The organism is Amycolatopsis nivea, assembly GCF_004522235.1.
Taxonomy (GTDB): Bacteria; Actinomycetota; Actinomycetes; order Mycobacteriales; family Pseudonocardiaceae; genus Amycolatopsis; species Amycolatopsis nivea.
Window position 1 is genome coordinate 137,082 of sequence record NZ_SDLT01000011.1, and the last position, 21,271, is coordinate 158,352.

The 21,271-nt window shown below is 69.3% G+C and carries 24 protein-coding genes; 13 read left to right on the top strand and 11 right to left on the bottom strand.

Annotation, left to right across the window (positions count from 1 at the left end):
- Both EIZ44_RS15820 and EIZ44_RS15825 read left to right on the top strand, forming a co-directional pair.
- Positions 1-399, top strand: coding sequence for a 6-pyruvoyl trahydropterin synthase family protein (locus EIZ44_RS15820; RefSeq protein ID WP_134729351.1), 399 nt, complete (start codon positions 1-3; stop codon positions 397-399).
- Positions 396-1,133: a class I SAM-dependent methyltransferase gene (locus tag EIZ44_RS15825; protein ID WP_134665274.1), complete on the top strand. Its 738-nt coding sequence runs from the start codon at positions 396-398 to the stop codon at positions 1,131-1,133. The genes EIZ44_RS15820 and EIZ44_RS15825 overlap by 4 nt, the downstream gene beginning before the upstream one ends.
- On the opposite strand, the gene EIZ44_RS15830 is transcribed toward EIZ44_RS15825, so the two are convergent.
- The 5 genes from EIZ44_RS15830 to EIZ44_RS15845 all read right to left on the bottom strand — a co-directional run bounded on the left by EIZ44_RS15830 (position 1,116) and on the right by EIZ44_RS15845 (position 5,221).
- The gene (locus EIZ44_RS15830; protein ID WP_134729353.1) at positions 1,116-2,081 is read right to left on the bottom strand and encodes a DNA polymerase domain-containing protein; all 966 of its coding nucleotides are present in this window, start codon (positions 2,079-2,081) and stop codon (positions 1,116-1,118) included. The genes EIZ44_RS15825 and EIZ44_RS15830 overlap by 18 nt on opposite strands.
- A 39-nt stretch (positions 2,082-2,120) precedes the next feature.
- Complete coding sequence (locus EIZ44_RS15835) at positions 2,121-2,900, bottom strand: oxygenase MpaB family protein (RefSeq protein WP_134729355.1); 780 nt, start codon at positions 2,898-2,900, stop codon at positions 2,121-2,123.
- A gap of 42 nt (positions 2,901-2,942) precedes the next feature.
- Entirely contained in the window at positions 2,943-3,986 is a 1,044-nt protein-coding gene (locus tag EIZ44_RS15840; protein ID WP_240691316.1) for a cytochrome P450, read from the bottom strand.
- A 78-nt stretch (positions 3,987-4,064) separates the two neighbouring features.
- Positions 4,065-4,142 (bottom strand): tryptorubin family RiPP precursor, encoded by a 78-nt coding sequence (locus EIZ44_RS46160; protein ID WP_350539724.1) that lies wholly within the window; start codon positions 4,140-4,142, stop codon positions 4,065-4,067.
- 203 nt (positions 4,143-4,345) lie between these two features.
- The gene (locus EIZ44_RS15845) at positions 4,346-5,221 is read right to left on the bottom strand and encodes a LysR family transcriptional regulator (protein ID WP_134729357.1); all 876 of its coding nucleotides are present in this window, start codon (positions 5,219-5,221) and stop codon (positions 4,346-4,348) included.
- 70 nt (positions 5,222-5,291) lie between these two features.
- Between EIZ44_RS15845 and EIZ44_RS15850 the strand changes: the two genes are divergently transcribed.
- A complete protein-coding gene (locus tag EIZ44_RS15850) occupies positions 5,292-6,434 on the top strand; it encodes an FAD-binding oxidoreductase (RefSeq protein WP_134729359.1) in 1,143 nt (380 codons plus the stop codon).
- A gap of 1 nt (position 6,435) precedes the next feature.
- Here EIZ44_RS15850 and EIZ44_RS15855 read toward each other — a convergent pair whose 3' ends face one another.
- Positions 6,436-6,840, bottom strand: coding sequence for a nitroreductase family deazaflavin-dependent oxidoreductase (locus EIZ44_RS15855; protein ID WP_134729361.1), 405 nt, complete (start codon positions 6,838-6,840; stop codon positions 6,436-6,438).
- 86 nt (positions 6,841-6,926) lie between these two features.
- On the opposite strand from EIZ44_RS15855, the gene EIZ44_RS15860 reads away from it, so the two are divergent.
- Positions 6,927-7,385 carry a MarR family winged helix-turn-helix transcriptional regulator gene (locus tag EIZ44_RS15860; RefSeq protein WP_134729363.1) on the top strand — a complete coding sequence of 153 codons (459 nt, stop codon included), beginning with the start codon at positions 6,927-6,929 and terminating at the stop codon, positions 7,383-7,385.
- Here the strand turns inward: EIZ44_RS15860 and EIZ44_RS15865 are convergent.
- Complete coding sequence (locus tag EIZ44_RS15865; RefSeq protein ID WP_134729364.1) at positions 7,371-8,042, bottom strand: GNAT family N-acetyltransferase; 672 nt, start codon at positions 8,040-8,042, stop codon at positions 7,371-7,373. The genes EIZ44_RS15860 and EIZ44_RS15865 overlap by 15 nt on opposite strands.
- Before the next feature lie 81 nt (positions 8,043-8,123).
- Here EIZ44_RS15865 and EIZ44_RS15870 point away from each other — a divergent pair, with 81 nt between their 5' ends.
- Positions 8,124-8,972 carry a PaaX family transcriptional regulator gene (locus tag EIZ44_RS15870; protein ID WP_037811024.1) on the top strand — a complete coding sequence of 283 codons (849 nt, stop codon included), beginning with the start codon at positions 8,124-8,126 and terminating at the stop codon, positions 8,970-8,972.
- Here EIZ44_RS15870 and EIZ44_RS15875 read toward each other — a convergent pair.
- Entirely contained in the window at positions 8,962-9,354 is a 393-nt protein-coding gene (locus EIZ44_RS15875; protein WP_037811023.1) for a RidA family protein, read from the bottom strand. The genes EIZ44_RS15870 and EIZ44_RS15875 overlap by 11 nt on opposite strands.
- Positions 9,355-9,420: 66 nt before the next feature.
- Here EIZ44_RS15875 and EIZ44_RS15880 point away from each other — a divergent pair, with 66 nt between their 5' ends.
- Together EIZ44_RS15880 and EIZ44_RS15885 are read left to right on the top strand one after the other, a co-directional pair.
- Entirely contained in the window at positions 9,421-11,772 is a 2,352-nt protein-coding gene (locus EIZ44_RS15880; RefSeq protein WP_134729366.1) for a bifunctional salicylyl-CoA 5-hydroxylase/oxidoreductase, read from the top strand.
- Positions 11,769-12,914: an acyl-CoA dehydrogenase family protein gene (locus EIZ44_RS15885; RefSeq protein WP_134665287.1), complete on the top strand. Its 1,146-nt coding sequence runs from the start codon at positions 11,769-11,771 to the stop codon at positions 12,912-12,914. The genes EIZ44_RS15880 and EIZ44_RS15885 overlap by 4 nt, the downstream gene beginning before the upstream one ends.
- Before the next feature lie 66 nt (positions 12,915-12,980).
- Here EIZ44_RS15885 and EIZ44_RS15890 read toward each other — a convergent pair whose 3' ends face one another.
- A complete protein-coding gene (locus EIZ44_RS15890; protein ID WP_051728817.1) occupies positions 12,981-13,709 on the bottom strand; it encodes a DUF2306 domain-containing protein in 729 nt (242 codons plus the stop codon).
- 295 nt (positions 13,710-14,004) lie between these two features.
- On the opposite strand from EIZ44_RS15890, the gene EIZ44_RS15895 reads away from it, so the two are divergent.
- Entirely contained in the window at positions 14,005-15,222 is a 1,218-nt protein-coding gene (locus tag EIZ44_RS15895; protein WP_134729368.1) for a glycoside hydrolase family 16 protein, read from the top strand.
- A 306-nt stretch (positions 15,223-15,528) separates the two neighbouring features.
- Here the strand turns inward: EIZ44_RS15895 and EIZ44_RS15900 are convergent, their stop codons facing one another.
- Positions 15,529-16,245 carry a GntR family transcriptional regulator gene (locus EIZ44_RS15900; RefSeq protein WP_199817519.1) on the bottom strand — a complete coding sequence of 239 codons (717 nt, stop codon included), beginning with the start codon at positions 16,243-16,245 and terminating at the stop codon, positions 15,529-15,531.
- A 108-nt stretch (positions 16,246-16,353) separates the two neighbouring features.
- On the opposite strand from EIZ44_RS15900, the gene EIZ44_RS15905 reads away from it, so the two are divergent.
- The 5 genes from EIZ44_RS15905 to EIZ44_RS15925 are packed head-to-tail and all read left to right on the top strand — an operon-like array spanning position 16,354 to position 20,629.
- The gene (locus tag EIZ44_RS15905) at positions 16,354-17,613 is read left to right on the top strand and encodes an MFS transporter (RefSeq protein ID WP_037811016.1); all 1,260 of its coding nucleotides are present in this window, start codon (positions 16,354-16,356) and stop codon (positions 17,611-17,613) included.
- Positions 17,610-18,404: a putative hydro-lyase gene (locus EIZ44_RS15910; RefSeq protein WP_037811014.1), complete on the top strand. Its 795-nt coding sequence runs from the start codon at positions 17,610-17,612 to the stop codon at positions 18,402-18,404. The genes EIZ44_RS15905 and EIZ44_RS15910 overlap by 4 nt, the downstream gene beginning before the upstream one ends.
- 1 nt (position 18,405) lies before the next feature.
- A complete protein-coding gene (locus EIZ44_RS15915) occupies positions 18,406-19,155 on the top strand; it encodes a LamB/YcsF family protein (RefSeq protein ID WP_037811012.1) in 750 nt (249 codons plus the stop codon).
- Complete coding sequence (locus EIZ44_RS15920; RefSeq protein WP_134729370.1) at positions 19,152-19,757, top strand: 5-oxoprolinase subunit B family protein; 606 nt, start codon at positions 19,152-19,154, stop codon at positions 19,755-19,757. The genes EIZ44_RS15915 and EIZ44_RS15920 overlap by 4 nt, the downstream gene beginning before the upstream one ends.
- Positions 19,754-20,629: a 5-oxoprolinase subunit C family protein gene (locus EIZ44_RS15925; protein WP_134729372.1), complete on the top strand. Its 876-nt coding sequence runs from the start codon at positions 19,754-19,756 to the stop codon at positions 20,627-20,629. The genes EIZ44_RS15920 and EIZ44_RS15925 overlap by 4 nt, the downstream gene beginning before the upstream one ends.
- On the opposite strand, the gene EIZ44_RS15930 is transcribed toward EIZ44_RS15925, so the two are convergent.
- Positions 20,598-21,221: an alpha-ketoglutarate-dependent dioxygenase AlkB family protein gene (locus tag EIZ44_RS15930; protein WP_134729374.1), complete on the bottom strand. Its 624-nt coding sequence runs from the start codon at positions 21,219-21,221 to the stop codon at positions 20,598-20,600. The genes EIZ44_RS15925 and EIZ44_RS15930 overlap by 32 nt on opposite strands.
- Positions 21,222-21,271: the final 50 nt, after the last annotated feature.

Here is a 21,271-nt window from a genome sequence, read left to right on the forward strand (position 1 = left end):
TTGTTCAGTGTCACCGTGCGCGATCACATCATGGTCGCCCACAGTTTCCGCGGCGAGGTTTTCGGCCCGGCGCAGCGCTTGCACGGCGCGACGTTCGTGGTCGACGCGACGTTCCGGCGGTCCGAATTGGACTCGGACAACATCGTCGTCGACATCGGGCTCGCCACCCAGCAGCTCGGCGCGGTGCTCGCGGACCTGAACTACCGGAACCTGGACGACGAACCCGATTTCGCCGGGATCAACACGTCGACGGAATACCTCGCCAAGGTGATCGCTGACCGGCTCGCGAACCGGATCCACGCCGGGGAACTCGGCGAGAACGCGCGCGGGCTGGCCCAGATTTCGGTGACCCTGCACGAATCCCACGCCGCTTCGGCCGGATACGAGCGTTCCTTGTGACCACAGTGGACTCTTCCGGTTACGCGCCGGAATGGCTGCGGCTCAGAGAACCGGCCGACACGGCGGCGCGGGCGGCCGATCTGGTCGCCTTGCTCCCGGCCAGCCCGGCAGTCATCCGGGATCTCGGGTGCGGCACCGGGGCGATGGGACGCTGGCTGTCCGGTCGCCTCCCGAAACCGCAGCGGTGGATTCTGCACGACCAGGACCCGCGGCTGCTCGAGATCGCCGCACGCAGTCTTCCACCGGGGATCAGCGTCGAGACCGAACAGGCCGACGTGACTCGGCTGAACCTGACCGGCACTTCTTTGGCAACGGCTTCCGCTCTGCTGGATCTCCTTACCCAGGAAGAAATCCAACGATTGGTGAAGTCCTGTGTGGACGCGCAGAGCCCGGCGCTGTTCACGTTGTCCGTGACCGGATCGGCTCACCTCACGCCAGCGGACGCGGCAGACGAAGCACTCAACGCCGCCTTCAACGACCACCAACGCCGAGGCGGCAAGCTAGGCCCAGAAGCCGCCGCCTTCACCGCAGCGGAGTTCCAGCGGCACGGTTGGACCGTCCACACCAGACCGTCACCGTGGCAGCTCGGCCCGGAACACCGCGAACTCATCGACACCTGGTACCGCGGATTCGTTGCCGCGGCCCGGGAAGAGCAACCTGACCTGGCGGTACCCGAGGATCGGCAGATCACCGAGGTTACCGTGCACCACCAGGATTTACTGGCTCTCCCCTGATTCCCGCCGCGCCCGGGCGCGGCGTTTGCCCTCGTGCATCGCCGCGACCCGGGCGACCGGGATCGTGTGCCCCTCGGCCACGAGATCCGCCGGAAGTTCCTGCGGTTCCGGCAATTCCTCCGCCCACGGGTCGGCACTGCCGAGCAGCCCCACCGCGGTCTTCACCGTGAAATCCGCCGGTGTGACGTCGTCCGCGTCCGCCCAGCGAACCGGGAACGACACCGGCGTGCCCGGCCGGATCCGCGGGCTGTAAACCGCCGCCACGGTCGCCCCGCCCGCCCGGGTCGAATCGAGAAACACCTTGCCGTGCCGGTCTTCCCGGATGAACGCCGTGGTCGCCAGCTGCGGATCGATCCGTTCCGCCCGCGCGCCGACCGCCCGGGTCGCCGCCGCGACGTCCTCAAAGGACAGACCGGGAACCAGCGGCACGAACACGTGCACACCCTTGGAACCGCTGGTCTTCAACGCACCGGCGAGCCCGGCGTCGGCCAAGGCCTGCCGCACCAGCCGCGCCGCCGCCACCGCGACGCCGAAGTCAGCGCCCTCCGGCGGGTCCAGGTCCATGATCAGGTCAGTCTGGCCGACCGGCTCCACCCGGGTCAGCGCGGGATGCAGTTCGACCGCGCGCTGATTGCCGAACCACAGCAGCGTCCGGCGGTCGTTGCACAGGCCGTAGGTGACTGTCCGTTGTGAACTCTCCGCCCACAGTTTCGCCCGCGGCACCCACTCCGGCGTGTACTTCGGCAGGTTCTTCTGCATGAACGCGTCCTGCCCGCGCAGCACGCGCATCACCGACAGCGGACGGTCGCGCAGCACCGGCAGCAACCGGTCCGAGACGGCGTCGAAGTAGTCGACGAGGTCGCGCTTCGTCGCCCCGGCGTCGGCGAACAGCTCCTGGTCGAGGTTGGTCAGGGAAACCCCTTCACGCACCTCATCCGGTTTGGCCATACGCCAACCCTTGCCGACCGCAGCATTCCGGTCAACCGCTTAGACGAGCGGTTTCCCCTTCCGCAACCGCCGCCGGAAGTCCGCGAGGCACGCGTCGTAGGGGAAGCGCCGCACCCGCACCGGAAGCGGTTCCACCATTCGGCCGATCGCGCGCATCAGCCGATCGAACCGGAGCTGGTCGGCGGCCGACCACGGCAGCCGCATCTGCTCGCGGAACACCTCCGGCAGGAAACCGGTCGTGACGAAGCGGTGGAACCGTCCGAACAGGAACGAGAACGGCCGCGGCAGGAATTCCAGATTCGCGATGGCGGTGAGGTACTCGCGGAGCCGGTCGTCGATGTCCACTTGGGCCAGTCCGTCCGCCCAGTACGCGGCGAAGTCCTCCGGCCAGTCTTCCGGACGCACCTGCAGCGTCGTGCCCAGCACCGCGGCCTCGGCGTACCACGATTCCGGAGCGGGCCGGCCGAGAAAAGCGCGATGCACGTCCTCGACGCCGTGGGCCAGGCAGGCGGCGACCCACAGCTGCAGCTCCCGGTCGAAAGCCCGGTACCGCACCGGACTCGACTCAGTCGAGACCACCTGCGCGTGCACCGAATTCACCGCCCGCCGGTACGCCGCGCGGTCCGCGTCCGTGCCCAGCACGGCGACCGCGAGGTAGGTGACGGTCGTGCGCGTGCGCTTCAGCGGATGCTTGAACAGATTCCCCGAGTCGACGCGGCTTTCCATCACGCCGTACCCGACCTCGGGCCGGCCCAGCTGCATGATCACGTTCGCGCCGCCCGCGAGCAGGCTGACCCCGAGCACGCCGTCCTGGAGCATCCGTCCAGGGGAACGCCTCCGTTGACACGTTGTCAAGAGCCCTCAGGCGCGCACGACCCGCACGTCCGAAACCTCCAGCAGCCCGTCCAGGTGCACCCGGCCCCGTGTCTGCGCCGGATCGACGACCAGGCCGTCGCGCCGGACCAGGTCGAGGACGCGTTCCGCCAGCGGCAGCACCATGTGCCGGCCCCAGCAGCGTTCGTTGCTGTGCCCGAACGGGAGGTAACCGGGGTGGGTGTCCGGGTCGAGCGAGGCCCAGCGGCCCGGCCGGAACTCGTCCGGCGCGTCCCACAGTTCGGGGTCGCGGTGGCTGAGCAGCGGCAGCAGCAGGACGTCGTCGCCCGGGCCGATCCGCGCGTCCACCTCGGCGAACTCCGGCGAACGCACGCGCAGGATGTTCCACGACGGCGGCAGCAGGCGCAGTGCCTCGTTGAGCACGTACTCGGTGGGCACGTCGTCGTCCAGCGGCGAACTGAGCCACAAAGCGTTCGTGACCAGCGCGGCGACGGTGAAGCAGACCGGCCCGGCCACGCGCCGGTAGAGGTACATCGCGAAGCGCCGCTGGTCGTAGGTGTCCGCTTCCAGCACCATCCGCGCCAAAGTGGACAGCGCGACCTCGGGCGCGGGCCGGCCCCAGAGCGCGGCTCCGGCGGCGACCGCCGCCCAGGTGATCTTCGGCGTCAGCTCCAGCCGCCGGTCGACGAGGACCCGGAACCGCCACTGTTCGCGGCCGAACACCAGGTCCCGCAGGTAGTTGTGCGGCACGGCGGGCCACGTCCCGGAGAGATCAGCCTCGCCGAGCGGCTTCTTGAGCGCGGCGCGCACGTCCGCGCCGACCGCGCGCATCAGCGCCGACGATTCCGGCCTAGTGACGACCCGGCCGCGCACCGGTTTGAACGTCGGCCGTTCCTCGGCGTTCGCCGGCCGGCTGCGCAGCAAAGCGTCCATCAGCTCGGGCCCGGCAACGCCGACGGTGTCCGATTCCAGCCGAAAGAAGGATTTCCCCCGATAACGGTCGAACAGTTCTTGAATGCGCGGCGCGAATACCACCTGGCGCACTTTGTTCCGTTCAGCGGGAATGGTCACCGCGCAACTCCTCGTGAGCGGCGGCACGGGCCGGTTCCGGGAAATTCCGGAACCGGCCGGTACCGTTTAATGGGACCGTCAGATCCAGCCGTACCAGGCGTAAGACTTCAGGCTCTTGCTCGGAAGGGCCTTGCGCACGAGACGAACAAGCTTCACGGAAATTCCTCCGTCTTCTCCTAAACTTCGACCGCACTCGCGGCCGCTGCCGACAGTACGACGAATTTCCGGGAATACGCGGCAAGATAACCTGAACGGCCCACTCGGCTGGATGAGTTCGGGAGTTCCCGGTCGTCGGTTCGGGAATTCCGGCCCGAATTCATTGGCGAATCCGAGGCGGCGTCGGTATCCTTCGCCGCTCGCTAAAGCACTGACCGGGCGAACTCGATGAGCACCCGCGCCGCGGGCCCCACCGGCCCGTCGGACCGCCAAGCCAGCGCCAGCTGCCCGCGCAACTCCGGCCGCAACCGCAGGACGTGCAGTTCCTCGGCGTAGTAGCGAGCCAGCGATTCCGGGACCAGCGCCACGCCGAGGCCGCGCATCGCGAGCTTGGCCAGCACGTTCGGGTCGCTGGCCTCGATCGTCACCCGCGAACGCAGCCCGGCCGTAGCGAACCCGCGATCCAGCACACCGCGCATGCCCGTGCCCTTCGGCAGGCAGATCAGCGACCGTTCGGCCAGCTCCGCCAAGGTGAGCGAGGCACGGTCAGCGAACTCGTCACGCAGCGCGCTGACCGCGACCAGCTCCTCGTCGAGCACGATCTGAGTGGTCAGCCCAGCGGGCACGCCGTCGGCCAGGCCGATCACCGCGACGTCCAGCCGTCCTTCCCGCAGCGCGTCGACCATCAGGTCGGAATTCGCTTCGCTGAGCGTGATTTCCACTCCCGGGTAGCGTTCCGCGAACCCGGCCAGGAACTCCGGCAACGCCACGGGCCCGGCGGAGGTCACCATCCCCATCGCCACCTGGCCGCGCACCAACCCCTCGTGCTCGGCGACCGTCTCGCGTACCGCCGCGACCGCAGCGAGCGCGGCCCGGGCGTGCGGCAACGCGGCCTCGCCGACGCCGGTAAGCCGTACGGTGCGCCCGGACCGGTCGAACAACGGCTGGCCCAGCTCGCGTTCCAGCCGCCGGATCTGCGCGCTGACCCCGGGCTGCGCGACATGCATCCGGGCCGCCGCGCGCGTGAAGTTGGCTTCTTCAGCGACCGCGACGAAGTACTCCAGCTGGTGCAGTTCCATAACCAGCAATTCTAGCTGCCGGAACTAGTATCTCTTGGACTTATCGTCGAACAGCCAGCACGCTTAAGGCATGCAGACGTTCACCGCAGACCAGCCCGGCTACCGCGAAGAGATCGCCGGGTTCCAGACCGGCATCACCTCTACTCCGCACCTGGTCGTCGCCGCCACCAGCGCCGACGACGTCGCCGCGGCGGTCCGGCTCGCGGCCGAGCGCGACCTGCCGGTTTCCGTGCAGGCGACCGGCCACGGGCTGCGCGCACCGGCCGAGGGCGTGCTGATCTCGACGCGCCGGATGACCGGCGTGACCATCGACCCGGACCGCGCCGTGGCACGCGTCGAAGCCGGAACCACCTGGGGCAGCGTCATCACCGCCGCCGCGGAACACGGGCTCGCGCCGTTGAGTGGTTCGTCGCCGGGCGTCGGCGTGGTCGGCTACACCCTCGGCGGCGGTTTCGGCCTCCTCGGCCGGCACTTCGGCCTCGCCTCGGACCGCGTCCGCTCCGCCGAGATCGTCCGGCCCGACGGCACGCGCACGACCGGCCCGCTCGACGCCGGGATCGTGACCGCGCTGGAGTTCGAACTCGTCCCGGTGACCACGCTGTACGGCGGCGGACTGTACTTCGACACCGCCAAGATCCCGGACGTCCTGCGCACCTGGCGCGACTGGACCCGAGACCTGCCGGACACCGTCGGCACCTCGGTCGCGATGGTGCCCTACCCGGACCTGCCGATGGTGCCGGAACCGTTGCGGGGCAAGCACATCGCGCACGTCCGGGTGGCTTACCTCGGCGCCGACGGCGATCAGCTCGTCGCTCCCCTGCGCGCACTCGGCCCGCTCCAGGAAACGCTGACCACGATGCCGTTCACCGATTCCGGCAAGATCGCCGCGGAACCGCCGAATCCGCACTCGTACCTCGGCGACAACCGCGTGCTGCCGGAGCTCCGGGACGACGTGCTGAGCACTGTGCTCGACCACGCCGGCCCGGATGCCCCGGTGCCGACCGTGCTGATCATCGACCTGCTCGGCGGCGCGTACCAGCGCTCGTCCGCACCGGATTTCACCGCCGATTCGCGCTACACCGTGCGCGCGCTGTCGATGGTCGAGCCGGACGCGGCGACCGTGCAGGCCGCGCACGCCAAGCTGTTCGCTCCGCTGGACCCGATGTCGACTGGACGGTTGCGGAGCTTCGTCTACGGACAGCCGCTGGGCTGAGTCAGCGCTCGAGAACGAAGACCGGGATCAGGCGCTCGGTCTTCTTCTCGTACTCCGCGAAGCCCTCCGCGTGCTCGACCATCTTGGCGTAGAGCCGGTCGCGCTCGGCGCGGTCGGTGACAAGCTTCGCCTTCGCCGGGAACTTGTCGGTGCCGATCTCGACCGTGACGGCCGGGTTCGCGACGAGGTTGTGGTACCAGTCCGGGTTGGTGTCCGCGCCGCCCTTGGACGCGACGATCACGACCCGCTCGCCGTCGGTGGTGTACACCAGCGGGCTGACCCGCTGCTTGCCGCTCTTCGCGCCGGTGTGCGTGATCAGCACCATGTTCTTGCCCTCGAACATGCCGCCGACCTTGCCCGCGTTGGCGCGGAACTCGTCGATGATCTGCTGGTTCCAGTCCGACATCGGAAAACTCCCTGATTGATGATGTAACAACAAACCTAGGATCGCGCGAATCGGGCTGTCAACGCACGCGCAGGTACTGTCGCCGCATGGCCACCGAATCCGGCCCGACCGTCGAGGACGGGGTCCGCGAACTGCTGCTTCTCATGCCCCGTCTCGTCGGGCGCGCGAAGCGGACGCCGCCGCCGCCGGAACTCGACGACGTCGCGCTCGCGCCGCGGCATTTGTCCCTGCTGGCCTATCTGTTGTTCGACGGCCCGATGACGGTCAACGAACTCGCCGCACGGCTCGAAATCGCGCCCACCACAGCGAGTCTGATGATCGGCGACCTGTCCCGGCAAGGCGTGCTGGAGCGCGCCGAGGACCCGGACGACCGGCGGCGCACCATCGTGAGCATCCACTCGGACAAGCGGCCTGCCGTGGACGCGTGGCTGGCGCGCGGGGCGAAGGCCTGGGAGGCGGCGTTGTCGCCGTTGAGCCCGGGAGAACGGGCGCTGGTGATCAGCACGTTGCGGGCGTACGAGGAGTACGGCTCACGAGGCGACTAGCCACTGCGCCTGCGGGCCCGCGCATTTCCGCGGCCAGGCCGCGTCGTGCTGGTACCACCAGGCTTCGCAGGCCCGTCCGTCCGGCAGCATGTACTGCGGTGGCCCCGGGACCCGGCGCAGTCCGGCCCCTTCCAGCGAACGGCCGCTCGCGACGTTGCCGACCTCCGCGCCCGCGCGCACCCGCGAAAGCCCGAGATGCTCGTGCGCCAGCACCAGACCCGCGGCGAACAGATCGCGGCCGAAGCCTTGTCCGCGGTACTCCGGCGCGAGATAGCCGCCGGTTTCCGGGCCGCCGTCCTCCCCCGCGTGCACGCTCACGAGACCGGCGCAGCGGCCCGCCACGAGATCGATCGCGACGACGTCCACCGAATGCGGGTCCGGCGTGGTCCAGTCCGGCCCGGTGCCGGGGACGACGCGCAGCGCCTCGCCGCGCATCGGTTCGGCGACCACGGACTCGGCCAGCCAGCCGAGCCAGCGCTGCGCGGCCGGATCGCTGCCGCCCGCGACCGCCGCCGCGTACTCCCACGCGGTCGGGGTGCGGAAAAGGAACCGGCCGAGCGCGAAGGCGTGTCCACGGCGGTCGCAGGTGCGCTTCGCCATCAGCCGTCCGCGGCGGGTCAGCCGGCTCACCAAAGGTGCATTGCTCACAAACGCCATCGCGCCGGAAATGCTACCCCGCGCCGGTTGCCCGCCCGTCTGTAGTCGGATTCGCGACGGGCGGCACGGTATGGTGAGCGGGTGACGGCCGTACCGGAAGCAGCCGATGCCGACGGCGGGCGCGCGGCCCAGCCCCGGCACCTCATCGTGTCGGTCTACGGCGTGCATCACCAGGCGGGCGGCGAATGGCTTTCGGTCGCCTCGCTGATCGATCTGCTCGCCGCGGTCGGGGTCGACGAGCCCGCCGTGCGGTCGTCGATTTCCCGGCTCAAACGGCGCGGGGTGCTCGAAGCGGTGCGCCGCGACGGAGCCGCCGGGTACGAATTGTCCGGTACCGCACTGGATTTGCTGCGCGAAGGCGACGAGCGGATCTTCCGCCGGGACCGCGCGAAGCTTGCCGACGGCTGGCTGCTCGCGGTGTTTTCGGTGCCGGAAGCCGAACGGCACAAGCGGCACGTGCTGCGGACGCAGTTGTCGCGGCTCGGCTTCGGCACCGCGTCCTCGGGCGTCTGGATCGCGCCGGCGCACCTGTACGAGGTCACTGTCGGCACCCTGGAGCGACTTGGGCTCGCCGAGTACGCCGACGTGTTCCGCGCCGAACACCTCGCCTTCGGCGACCCGCGCGAGAAGGTGCGCGAGTGGTGGGACCTGGACCAACTGGACGAGCTGTACACGGCGTTCCTCGAAGAGCACGAACCGGCGCTGCGCCGGTGGCAGCGTCGCCGCACGACGCCCGGCGACGAAGCGTTCGCCGACTACCTGCGCGTGCTCACCGGCTGGCGGCGGATGCCGTATCTCGACCCGTGTCTGCCCGCCGAATTGCTGCCCGAGGGCTGGTCCGGCATCCGCGCCGCCGAGGTGTTCTTCACGCTGCACGACCGGCTCGAGGAGGCCGCGCGCACGCACCTGCGGCAGGTGCTCAGCGGTTGACCACCGCGTAGCCCTGCACTTCCACCAGCGCCTCGACGTCCCACAGCCGGTTCACGCCGATGCCAGCCATCGCCGGGTAATCCGCGCCCACCAGCCGCTTCCACACGCGGCCGATCTCGCGCGCGTGCGCCTTGTAATCGTCCATGTCGACGATGTAGACGGTCAGGCTGCACAGGTCCGCGGGCTCTCCGCCGGCCGCGCGCAACGCGGTGAGCAGATTGCCGAGCGCGCGCTCGAACTGCTCCACGACGCCGTCGCCGACGATCCGGTTGTCCGCGTCCAGCGCGGTCTGCCCGGCGAGGAACACGAGCCTGCCCTGCGCCGCCACCGCGTGCGAGAACCCCGACGGCTTGCCCAGTTCGGGGGGATTGATCCGCTCCATGCCGGGAGCGTAACCCATCTATCGTCTTCTTGACGACCGTAGGGCAGACGACATACCCTGGCTTGCGTGCGGATTTCAGTAGTCGGCGGCGGGCCAGCGGGCCTCTACTTCGCCGTGCTCGCGAAACAACTCGGCCCGGACCACGAGATCACGGTCTGGGAGCGCAACGCGCCCGATGACACGTTCGGCTTCGGCGTCGTCTTCTCCGACGAGACGCTCGGCGGCATCGAGCACGCCGACCCGGCCGTGCACGAGGCGATGAGCCGGGAGTTCGCGCGCTGGGACGACATCGACGTGCACTACCGCGACACCGTGTCGACCTCGGGCGGGCACGGGTTCGCCGCGATGAGCCGCAAGCGGCTGCTCGCGATCCTGCAGCAGCGGTGTCGCGAAATGGGCATCGATGTCCGATTCCGCACTGTCGCGCCGGATCCCGCCGAACTGGCTGCTTCGTCGGATCTCGTGGTCGCGGCGGACGGCGTCAACTCCGCGGTGCGCACGGCGTTCGCCGATTCGTTCCGGCCGACCGTCGAGACCCGGCAGTGCCGCTACATCTGGCTCGGCACCGACCTCGTGTTCGACGCGTTCAAGTTCTACGTGCTCGAAACCCCGCACGGCATCATGCAGGTTCACGGCTATCCGTACGGCCGCGACGGCAGCACGTTCATCCTGGAGATGCACGAGGACGTGTGGCAGCGGGCATTCGGGCCGATCGCCGCCACCGGACTCGGTCCTGGCGAAAGCGACGAGAAGTCGATCGAGCTGATCCGCGAACTGTGCGGCGACATTTTCGACGGACATCAGTTGCTGGCCAACAACTCCAAGTGGGCCACCTTCGGCACGGTTCGCTGTGATAGCTGGGTCCACGACAATGTCGTGCTGCTCGGCGATGCGGCGCACACCGCGCATTTCTCCATCGGATCGGGCACGAAGCTCGCGATGGAGGACGCGCTCGCGCTCGCCGCTTGTCTGCACGAACAGCCGAGTGTTCCGGAAGCCCTTGCCGCGTATGAAGAAGAGCGACGTCCGGTCGTCGCTTCCACGCAGCGCGCGGCGCAGGCGAGCCTGGAGTGGTTCGAGAATCTGGCGCAGTACACGCATCAGGAACCGGAGCAGTTCGCGTTCAACCTGCTTACCCGCAGCCGCCGTGTCACGTACGACAACCTGAAGCTGCGGGACAGGGAATTCGCTGCCTCGCTGGATAAGTGGTTCGCCGATTCGCTCGGCACCTCCGTCGCGCCGCCGATGTTCCAGCCGGTGCGGATCGGTGCGCTGGAATTGCCGAACCGGATCGTCGTGTCGCCGATGGACATGTACTCTGCGGTCGACGGCGTGCCCGGCGAATTCCACTTGGTGCACCTGGGAAGCAAGGCACTCGGCGGGGCCGGGATGGTCATGACCGAGATGATCTGCGTGTCCGCCGAAGGCCGGATCACGCCGGGTTGCCCCGGGCTCTACAACTCCGAGCAGGAAGCCGCGTGGAAGCGGATCGTCGAGTTCGTGCACCGCGAAACCCCGGCGAAGATCGGATTGCAGCTGGGGCATTCCGGCCGCAAGGGCTCCACGAAACTGATGTGGGAAGGCATCGACGACCCGCTGCCGGAGGGCAACTGGGAGGTCTGCGCGCCGTCCGCGCTGCCGTACTCGCCGAACAACCAGACGCCGCGCGAGCTGTCCGTCGCCGAACTGGGCGAGATCAAGGACCAGTTCGTGTCGGCCGCGGAAGCCGCCGCACGCGCTGGGTTCGATCTGCTGGAACTGCACTGCGCGCACGGCTATCTGCTGTCGTCTTTCCTTTCCCCGCTCACCAACCAGCGCACCGATTCCTACGGCGGCTCCCCGGAAAACCGGCTGCGCTTCCCGCTGGAAGTCTTCGACGCGGTCCGCGCCGTATGGCCGGCTGATCGTCCGCTGACCGTCCGGATCTCCGCCACCGACTGGTTCGAGGGCGGCAATGACGCCGACGAAGCCGTGGCCATCGCGCAAGCTTTTGCCGAGCATGGTGCGGCCGCCATCGACGTGTCGACCGGCCAGGTGGTCAGCGAGGAGAAGCCGAAGTTCGGCCGCAGCTACCAAACTCCGTACGCCGACCGGATCCGCAACGAAGTCGGACGCCGCTACGGCACCGCGGTGATCGCCGTGGGCGCGATTTCCTCTTACGACGACGTGAACTCGCTCATCCTGGCGGGCCGCGCCGATCTGTGCGCACTCGGCCGCACCCACCTGTTCAATCCACAATGGACCCTGCACGCGGCCGCCGCGCAGGAGTATCCGGTGGCGTGGCCGAAACAGTGGGCAGCGGGCAAGCGCCCGCCGCAGACCGGCCGCACCGACGGTCCGGAACCACGCCTCGACCTGGTCCGCACCGGCGGCCACCAGACCGCCCATGCCCGCTGGCGACCGGAGGACGCCCGATGAACGCTTTCGCCTTCACTCCGGAACAGACCGCGTACGCCGCTTCCGTCCGGAAAATCGCCGCCGAGCAACTCGTCGAACTGGCCGCCGCCGGTGCCGAAGGCGCGGTAAACCGTCCGCTGCTCAAGGCGATGGGCTCACACGGTTTGCTCGCCCGGCTGTTCCCCGGAGTCGAAAGCGGACAGCCGACCCGGCAAGCCGCCGCCACCGATCTGTGCCTGCTGCGCGAAGCCCTCGCCACCCAAAGCACCGAAGCCGAAACCGCTTTGGCGTTGCAGGGCTTGGGCAGCTACCCGGTACTCCAGTCCGGTTTGGACGAACAGGTCCAGCGCTGGCTCCCCGCCGTCGCAGCCGGTGACGCCGTCGCCGCGTTCGCGCTGACCGAACCGGACGCGGGATCCGACGCCGCTGCATTGCAGCTCGCCGCCGAACCGGACGGGGACGGCTGGCGGCTCACCGGCACGAAAATGTGGATCTCGAACGCCCCGGAAGCCGACTTCTACACAGTCTTCGCCCGCACCACTCCCGACGCCGGATCCCGCGGCGTCAGCGCGTTCGTCGTCCCCGGCGATCGCGCTGGACTCAGCGGTGAGCACCTGGATTTGGTGAGCCCGCACCCCATCGGCACGGTGGTATTCGACGGCGTCCGAGTGAATCGCGACGAACTGCTCGGCGAGGAGAACCGCGGTTTCGCCGTAGCCATGCGGACGTTGGACTTGTTCCGTCCGAGCGTCGGCGCTTTCGCGGTCGGCATGGCACAAGCCGCCCTCGACGCGACCGTGGAGTACACGGCTTCGCGCGAAGCATTCGGCGGCCCGTTGGTGAAACAGCAGACCGTAGCGCACACGCTGGCCGAAATGGCGACGCGGACCGAAGCCGGCCGTCTGCTGGTGTACGCCGCGGCAGCCGCTTACGACGCGGGCGAGCAGAACCTTGCCGGTCGCGCGGCAATGGCGAAGTTGTTCGCGACCGAGGCCGCGCAATACGTCGTGGATCAAGCGGTGCAATTGCACGGCGCACGAGCATTGCGGCGGGGGCATTTGCTGGAGCATCTCTACCGAGAGGTCCGGGCGCCGCGCATTTACGAAGGCGCGTCCGAGATCCAGCGGACGATCATCGCGCGGTCGTTGCAGCGGCGCGGATGAGCCGTCGCGCCGCCTGCTGGTTTTCTGACCAGCAGGCGGCGCGGACACCACACTATTCAGCCAGGGCTAAACACTCGCGCGGCGTTTCGGCTTCCGGTCGAGCCACAGCTGCGCCGCGATCAGAGCGACGGTCCAGCTCACCCACGCCCCGAGCGCCGCGATCGACTGGCCCAGCGCGATCTCGCTGCCGCCGAACGTGGTGGCGAGCTGCGGTCCGAGGAAGATCGCCGCGATCGGGCCGATGAGCCGGTTGAGAATGATCGACATCGTCAACGCGAAACTGCGGACCATCCAGCGCCGGTGATCGCCGAACCGGCGTTCGCGAGCGGCGCGGTAACCCGCCCACGTCGTACCGAGCCACAAGACCGCGAGCAGCACGTCGCTGGCCCGGGTCACCGGCCCGAACGGGGTCGCCGCGCCGATCGTCAGCGCCAGCAGCCCGGACGGCAGCACCCCGGCGAACACGTACGCGCGGCCGGAATAGCGGTGCAGCACCGGGTGCTTGCGCCGGATCCACGGCCAGACCTGCAGCAACGCGGTCACCATCGCGATGGACCCGAACACCACGTGCCCCACCAGGAACAGGTAGTGCGCGGGGAAGGTCGACGGCACCCGCGAGAGCGCCGGGTCGAACGCCAGGTACGGCGGCAGCGCATACGCCAGGAACGCGACCACCACCAGTCCCAGCGGCGCGATCCACGGCCGCCGCCACCAGTGCTTTCCCGGCTCGACCCGTGTGGTTCGCTCCGCTGCGGGCTGCACCCGCGGTGGTCGAAGATCCGTCCCCGCCGTCATGTCGGCCTCTCTCCCGTGTTCGGTCTCGGCTGGCACTTCCGAACGTAGGACGGGGCCTTCCGGCGAACCATGGTGCCGACTGGCGTCACGGCGGTGGGGGCAGCCTTACCCTCGGCCAGGTGACCCCGCGGGCCGTCCGTGAAGGACTCCTCGCCGGACTCTGCTTCCCGCGAGGAGCCCTTCCCGGCCCATTGCCGCAGAGGTCCAGACCAGGCATACTTCTCCTACTTTGTTGCCCGCCACAACAAAGCACTCCCTCGCTCTAGGTTCCTCCCCGAAACCGAGGTGACCAAGCATGTCCAGTTTCCTGAGACGTCTCCCCACCGCCCTCGCCGCGGCCGCACTGCTGGCGCTCGGCCTCCAAGCCGCGCCCGCCGTCCTCGCCCCGCCCACCGCGGCGGCCGCCGAAAGTTTCACCGACGATTTCAACGGCCCCGCCGGAGCCGCCGCCGACGCGTCGAAATGGACCTACGAAACCGGCGACAACAACGGCAACAACCACGAACGCCAGTGGTACACCGCGGGAGCCGCGAACGGCGCCCTCGACGGCCAGGGCCACCTGGTGATCACCGCGAAACGCGAGAACTCCGGCCACACCTGCTGGTACGGCACCTGCCAGTACACCTCCGCCCGGCTCAACACCGCCGGGAAATTCAGCCAGGCGTACGGGCACGTCGAAACCCGGATGAAGATCCCGCGCGGCCAGGGCATGTGGCCCGCGTTCTGGATGCTCGGCGGCGGAAACTGGCCTAACGACGGCGAAATCGACATCATGGAGAACATCGGCAAGGAGCCGAACACCGTGCACGGCACCATCCACGGCCCCGGCTACTCCGGCGCCGGCGGCATCGGCGCGGCGTACAACGGCCCGGTCTTCGCCGACGCTTTCCACACCTACGCGGTCGACTGGTCGCCGAACAAGATCGTCTGGTCGGTCGACGGCAACGCCTACGAGACCCGCACCCCTGCCGATCTGAACGGCAACCGCTGGGTCTTCGACCATCCCTTCTACCTGATCCTGAACCTCGCGGTCGGCGGCGACTGGCCCGGCGATCCGGACGGGAGCACGCAATTCCCGCAGCAACTGGTCGTCGACTACGTGCACGTGACCACGAGCAGCACCGGCGGGTCGAGCGGCCGGATCATCGGCATCGGCGGCAAATGCGTCGACGTGCCCTGGGCCAATCCGGCGAACTTCACTCAGCTGCAGATCACCGACTGCAACGGCAACGCGGCGCAGGACTGGACTGTCGGCAGCGACGGGACCATTCGCGCGCTCGGCAAGTGCATGGACGTCAAGTACTCCGGCACCGCCGACGGCACCCCGGTCCAGATGTACGACTGCAACGGCAGCAACGCACAGCAGTGGGTCGTGACCGCCGCGCACGACATCGTCAACCCGCACGCGAACAAATGCCTCGACGCCGCCGGGGTCAGTTCGGCCAACGGGACGAAACTGCAGCTGTGGACGTGCACCGGGAACGTCAACCAGAAATGGTCGGTGAACCAGTAGCCGTCCACTGTGGACGCTGTGGATAGCTTCGGCAAAGAGTGAGCGGCGGGCCGTAACCACCCCCCGGTGGCCACGGCCCGCCGCGGACACCGCGCGGGCCGGGCGGGAACCAAGATCTGCCGCCCGGCCACCGGCCGCCTTCCGCGCGTCGGCTGGGGGTCCCGACGCCCGGGGCGGCACGCTCACGCGGCCTCCTGCCGAAGGTAGCCAGACCGCGTGCGCCGTGGAGCCTCCGGATGACAGGAGGGGCCGAACGGCCATGCTCGCTGCCTTCCCGGGCAAACCGGCCGGTTTCGGCCGAACCGCTCAGCGGGTCTCGGCCAGCTCCGCGTAGGCCTCGACCAGCTGCGCCTCGGCGTCGTCGAGGTAGACCGCGAGCATCTCCGCCGTACGGATCCCGTCGCCGGTCACGAGCACGTCCAGGATTTCGTGGTTCCGCGGCAGATACCGCTCATGGAAGCGGCGCGGGTCGGCCATCACGTGGAACACCAGCCGCAGCTCCGCGGCGAGCGCCTGCATCAGCTCGACAATGCGCTCGCTGCCGGTGAGCGCCGCCAGTTCCGCGTGGAAGCGGATGTTCGCGGTACCCAGGTCCTGCCATTGTGCCTGCTTCGCCGCGCGATCGCCGTCCGCGACCGTGCTGGCGATCTTCTCGTACGCCGCCGGCTTCTCGGTCACGTCGCGGACCGCCGCGCACTCGATGATCTTGCGGACGCGGTAGATGTCGCGCACGTCGTCGACGCTCGGCACGCGCACGAACACGCCGCGGTTCAGCTCGTGCACCAGCAGCCGTTCGTGAGTCAGCAACCGGAAAGCTTCACGGAGCGTGTTGCGGGATACCCCGAGCGCGCTGCCGATGTCCTGCTCCGAAAGCCGTACTCCGGGCAGGAAGTACCCCTCGGAAACGCGCGTGCGCAGCACGCCCGCGACGCGTTCCGCGGTGCTCGTCCGGCCGAGCAGCCCGCGATCCGCTTCCAGGCCCATCGGCTCTCCGTCGGTGACCACGTCGCCCAGCGTAGCCATCGGACGATGAACAATAAAATGAGGGACTTGTGGGATTGTTGAACGATCCGTACGGTAGTGGCCATGTGACTCGTGCCACCATGAGTTCGTCCCCCTGTGAGGTGCCCTATGAACGTCAACGTCGCCGACGGCACCGCGAACGCGGCCCGCCCGTTCGGCTGGTATCGCTCGCTCGGCCACAAGGGCCGCCGCGCCTTCCTCGGCGCGTTCGGCGGCTACGGCCTCGATTCGTTCGACTACCAGACCCTGCCCTTCGGCCTGGCCGCGATCACCGCCTACTTCGGCATCACGTCCGGAGAAGCGGGCCTGCTCAGCACCGTCACGCTGGTCGTGTCCGCGATCGGCGGCGTCGGAGCCGGCGTGCTCGCCGACCGCATCGGCCGCGTCCGCACGCTGCAGCTCACCATCGCGATGTACACGATCTTCACGGTGCTCTGCGGTTTCGCGCCGAACTTCGAAACGCTGCTGATCTTCCGCGGTCTGCAGGGCCTCGGGTTCGGCGGCGAATGGGCGGTCGGCGCCGCGCTGGTCGCCGAGTACTGCTCGGCCAAGTACCGCGGCCGCACGGTGGCGTTCGTGCAGAGCGCGTGGGCGGTCGGCTGGGGCCTGCTGGTGATCGTCTACACCGTGCTGTTCAGCGTGCTCGATCAGGACATCGCCTGGCGCGTGCTGTTCTGGGTCGGCGTGATCCCGGCGCTGCTCGTGCTGTGGGTGCGGCGCAGTGTCGAGGACGCGCCGGAGGCAGCGGCACGGCGGGTTTCGGCCAAGGTCAAAGGCTCGCTCGCCGGGATTTTCCGCCCGAATCTCTTGCGCACCACGGTGTTCGCCGCGCTCCTCGCGACCGGCGTCCAGGGCGGCTACTACACGCTGTTCACCTGGATGCCGAAGTACCTGCAGAGCAGCCGCGGCCTGTCCGTGGTGAACACCGGCGGCTACTTCGCGCTGCTGATCCCGGGCGCGTTCATCGGGTACGTCTGCGGCGGCTATCTCACCGACCTGCTCGGCCGGAAGAAGACGTTCCTGCTGTTCTCCGTCGTGTCCGCGCTGCTGATCGTGCTGTTCGTGCAGCTGCCCTACGGCGCGAACGGCCTGATGCTGCTGATCAGTTTCCCGCTCGGCTTCTCGACTTCGGCGATCTTCAGCGGGTTCGGCGCGTACCTCGCCGAGCTGTACCCGACCGCCCTGCGCGCCACCGGACAGGGCTTCACCTACAACTTCGGCCGCGCGGTCGGCGCCGCTTTCCCCGCCGTGGTGGGCTTTTTGGGTGCGGGCGGCGCGATCGTGCTCGGCGCGGTCGGCTACGCGATCGCCGCGGTAGCGCTGCTCGGGCTGCCGGAAACGCGAGGCAAGGAGCTGGTGGAGGTATGACGACTTCCTACGATCCTTCGACGCTCACTCCGGCCGAGGCCCGCGCGCTCTTCCGCGCTGGCACCGAACGCCCGACCACTGGCTGGGCCGACGGTTACGCCCAGACCAACCTGATCGCCGTCCCCGCGGACTGGGCCGACGACGTCCGCGAGTTCTGCGCCCGCAACCCGCGGCCGTGCCCGGTGCTCGACGTCAGCGAACCCGGCGACCCGACCACGCGGCTCGCGCCCGGCGCTGACCTGCGCACCGACCTGCCGCGCTATCGCGTCTGGCACAACGGCGCGCTGACCAGCGAAATCGCCGACGCCACCGGGGTGTGGCGCAGCGACATGGTCGCGTTCTCCATCGGCTGCAGCTTCAGCTTCGAGACGCTGCTGCGCGCCGCGGGCGTCCCGCTGCGGCACGTGGATCAGGGCCGCAACGTGTCGATGTACGTGACGAACCGGCAGTGCGAACCGGCTGGCCGGATGAGCGGCCCGATGGTGGTGTCGATGCGGCAGATTCCGGAAGCCCAGGTCGAGGACGCGGTGCGGATCACCGCCGCGATGCCCGCGGTGCACGGTGCTCCGGTGCACGTCGGCGACCCGGCCGACCTGGGCATCGCCGACCTCGCCCGGCCGGATTTCGGCGATCCGGTCGACGCCGAGCCCGGGGACGTGCCGGTGTTCTGGGCCTGCGGCGTCACCCCGCAGGCGGCGCTGATGGCGTCACGGCCGCCGTTCGCCGTCACGCACGCCCCCGGGTACATGTTCTTGACCGACCAACCCGATCGCGATTACCAGGTGGGATGACATGGACCTCAACAGCGACCTCGGCGAAGGCTTCGGCGCCTGGACCATGGGCGACGACGAAGCCATGCTCGACATCGTGACCAGCGCGAACATCGCGTGCGGCTTCCACGCGGGCGAGGCGCGCGTGATGCGCCGCGTGTGCGAACGCGCGGCCGAACGCGGCGTCACTATCGGCGCGCACGTCGGCTACCGCGACCTGGCCGGCTTCGGCCGTCGCGCGCTCGACATCGCGCCGGAAGACCTCGCGGACGAAGTTCTGTACCAAATCGGCGCTCTCGACGCCTTCGCGCGCGCGGCGCACAGCTGCGTGCGTTACGTGAAGGCGCACGGCGCGCTGTACAACACCGCAGCTGTCGATCCGGAGCAGGCGGCTGCGCTTGTCGAAGGCGTACGGCGCTATCACACCGATCTGGCACTGCTGTGTCCTCCGGACTCCGAAATGCTGCGCGCGGCTCAAGCGGCGGGCGTGCCTGCGTACGCAGAAGCGTTCGCCGACCGCGCGTACACGCCTGAAGGACGACTGGTGTCGCGCAAGCTTCCAGGCGCGGTACTGCACGACGCCGACGAAGTCGCCGCGCGTGCGCTCACCATGGCGACCACCGGCGAAGTGGTCGACGCTGACGGCGGCAAGCTCACGCTACGGGCGGATTCCCTGTGCGTACACGGAGATACGCCCGGCGCGGTCGAGCTGGCCCGGCGGATTCGCGAGCTGCTCACCGAATCCGGCGTGGTGCTGAGGTCGTTCGTGTGAGCACTGTTTTGCGCTACGGCCGCTCCGCGTTGCTGGTGGAGGTCGACGACGTACTCGGGTTCCAGGCGGCCTGCGAAGCCGCCCAGCCTGAGGGCGTTGTCGAGCTCGTGCCCGCCGCACGCACTCTGCTGGTCCGGTTCGATCGGGCCCGCACCGATTCGGCCGCACTGGCTCGTACGCTTGCCTCACTGTCCACAATGGATGTTTCCGACCGCTCGGCGGACACCGTCACCTTGCCGGTGCGTTACGACGGCGCTGACCTGGCGGACGTCGCCGAGGCCGCCGGACTGTCGGTTTCCGAGGTCGTACAACGGCATTCGGCAGTCACCTACGTCGCGGCGTTCTGCGGTTTCGCACCCGGTTTCGCCTACCTGACCGGCCTCGACCCGGTGTTGCACCTGCCGCGCCGCAGCACGCCGCGCACACGCGTGCCCGCGGGTGCGGTCGCGATCGCCGGCGAGTACAGCGCGATCTACCCGCATCCCTCACCCGGCGGCTGGAACCTGCTCGGCCACAGCGACGCGCAGGTCTGGGACATTGGCCGCGAACAGCCGAACCTGCTGGTCCCGGGCACCCGAGTGCGGTTCGAGGCGATCCGGTGACCGGGAAGATCGAGATCCTCGCGCCCGGTCCGTTCGCGACCGTGCAAGACCTCGGCCGCCCGGGATACGCGGCAGTCGGCGTCGGCCGGTCCGGCGCGGCCGACCGGGGTTCGCTGAAACTGGCGAACCGGCTCGTCGGCAATCCGGAAACGCACGCGGCGCTCGAGGTCACCCTCGGCGGCCTGCGGCTGCGGGTTTCGGAGCACACCGTCGTCGCGGTCACCGGCGCGCAGCTGCCGATCCGCGCTGGCGGACGGGCCGCGGCCGCCGGTGCGCCGATCGTCCTGCGCCCTGGCGAAGAACTCGAACTCGGTGTCGCGTCGCTCGGCCTGCGCAGCTACGTCGCGGTACGCGGCGGCCTGGACGTACCGCCGGTGCTCGGCGCGCGAGCCACCGACACGCTGGGCAAACTCGGCCCGCCCGTCCTCGCGGCGGGAATGACGCTGCCGATCGGTTCGGTGATCGAGCGCGACCCTTGTGTCGATCTCGCCCCGCTGCGCCGGCTCGCGGAAGAACCGGTGCTGCGCCTGGAACCCGGACCGCGGCTGGACTGGTTCACCCCGTCCGCACTGTCCACTTTGCTCACTGCCGCCTACACCGTGACCAGCGACCTCGACCGCGTCGGCGTCCGGCTGGACGGCCCCGCGCTGACCCGCGCCCGCGTCGGCGAACTGGCCCCGGAAGCCGCCGTGCCCGGGGCGCTCCAGGTGCCGCCTTCCGGAGTGCCGATCCTGTTCCTGGCCGACCATCCGGTGACCGGCGGCTATCCCGTCGCCGCCGTCGTGGACGAGGACGATCTGGACCTCGCCGCCCAGCTCCGGCCCGGGCAGCGGGTCCGGTTCACTTCCCCGACACCCGCAACGTCAGGTTGAGCCGCCCGGTCAAGCCAAGATCCGGATCCGCCGTGCCGGGGAGGGTTTTCGGCACCCCGTGAAACGCCAGCCGCGCCGGGCCGCCGAACACGAACAGGTCGCCCGAACGCAGCTCGACATCGGTGTACGGCCGGTTGCGATGCTCGGTGTTGCCGAAGCGGAACACGCACGTGTCGCCGAGGCTCAGCGAGACCACCGGGTCCGTCGAGAGCTCGTCTTTGTCCTGGTGCATGCCCATTTTCGCGGCGGCGTCGTAGTAGTTCACGAGTGCCACGTCGGGCTGGTAGTCGTCGGCGGCCCGGTCGTAGGCGTCGGCGAGCGCGCGGCGGCCGAGCTCGGCCAGCCAGTCCGGGAACGGCTCCACCGGCGAACCGTCCTCGCGCAGCCGTTCGTAGCGGTACGGCCGCCACTGCCAGCCCAAGCAGACCGTGCGCACCGACATCACTCCGCCGCCGGGAAGCCGGGTCGCCCGGTAACCGCGCCAGCCGCGACAGGCCGTGACGAGGTCGCGTTGTTCTTGCTCGGTGAGCCAATCCGGGACGTGCACCGCGCCCGGGGAGATTTCCCGGCGCGGACGCGGGAGCAGCTCCATCACGCCGCCCCGGGGCCGGCGGCCGCAGGAGCCACCCGGACGGGCGCTCC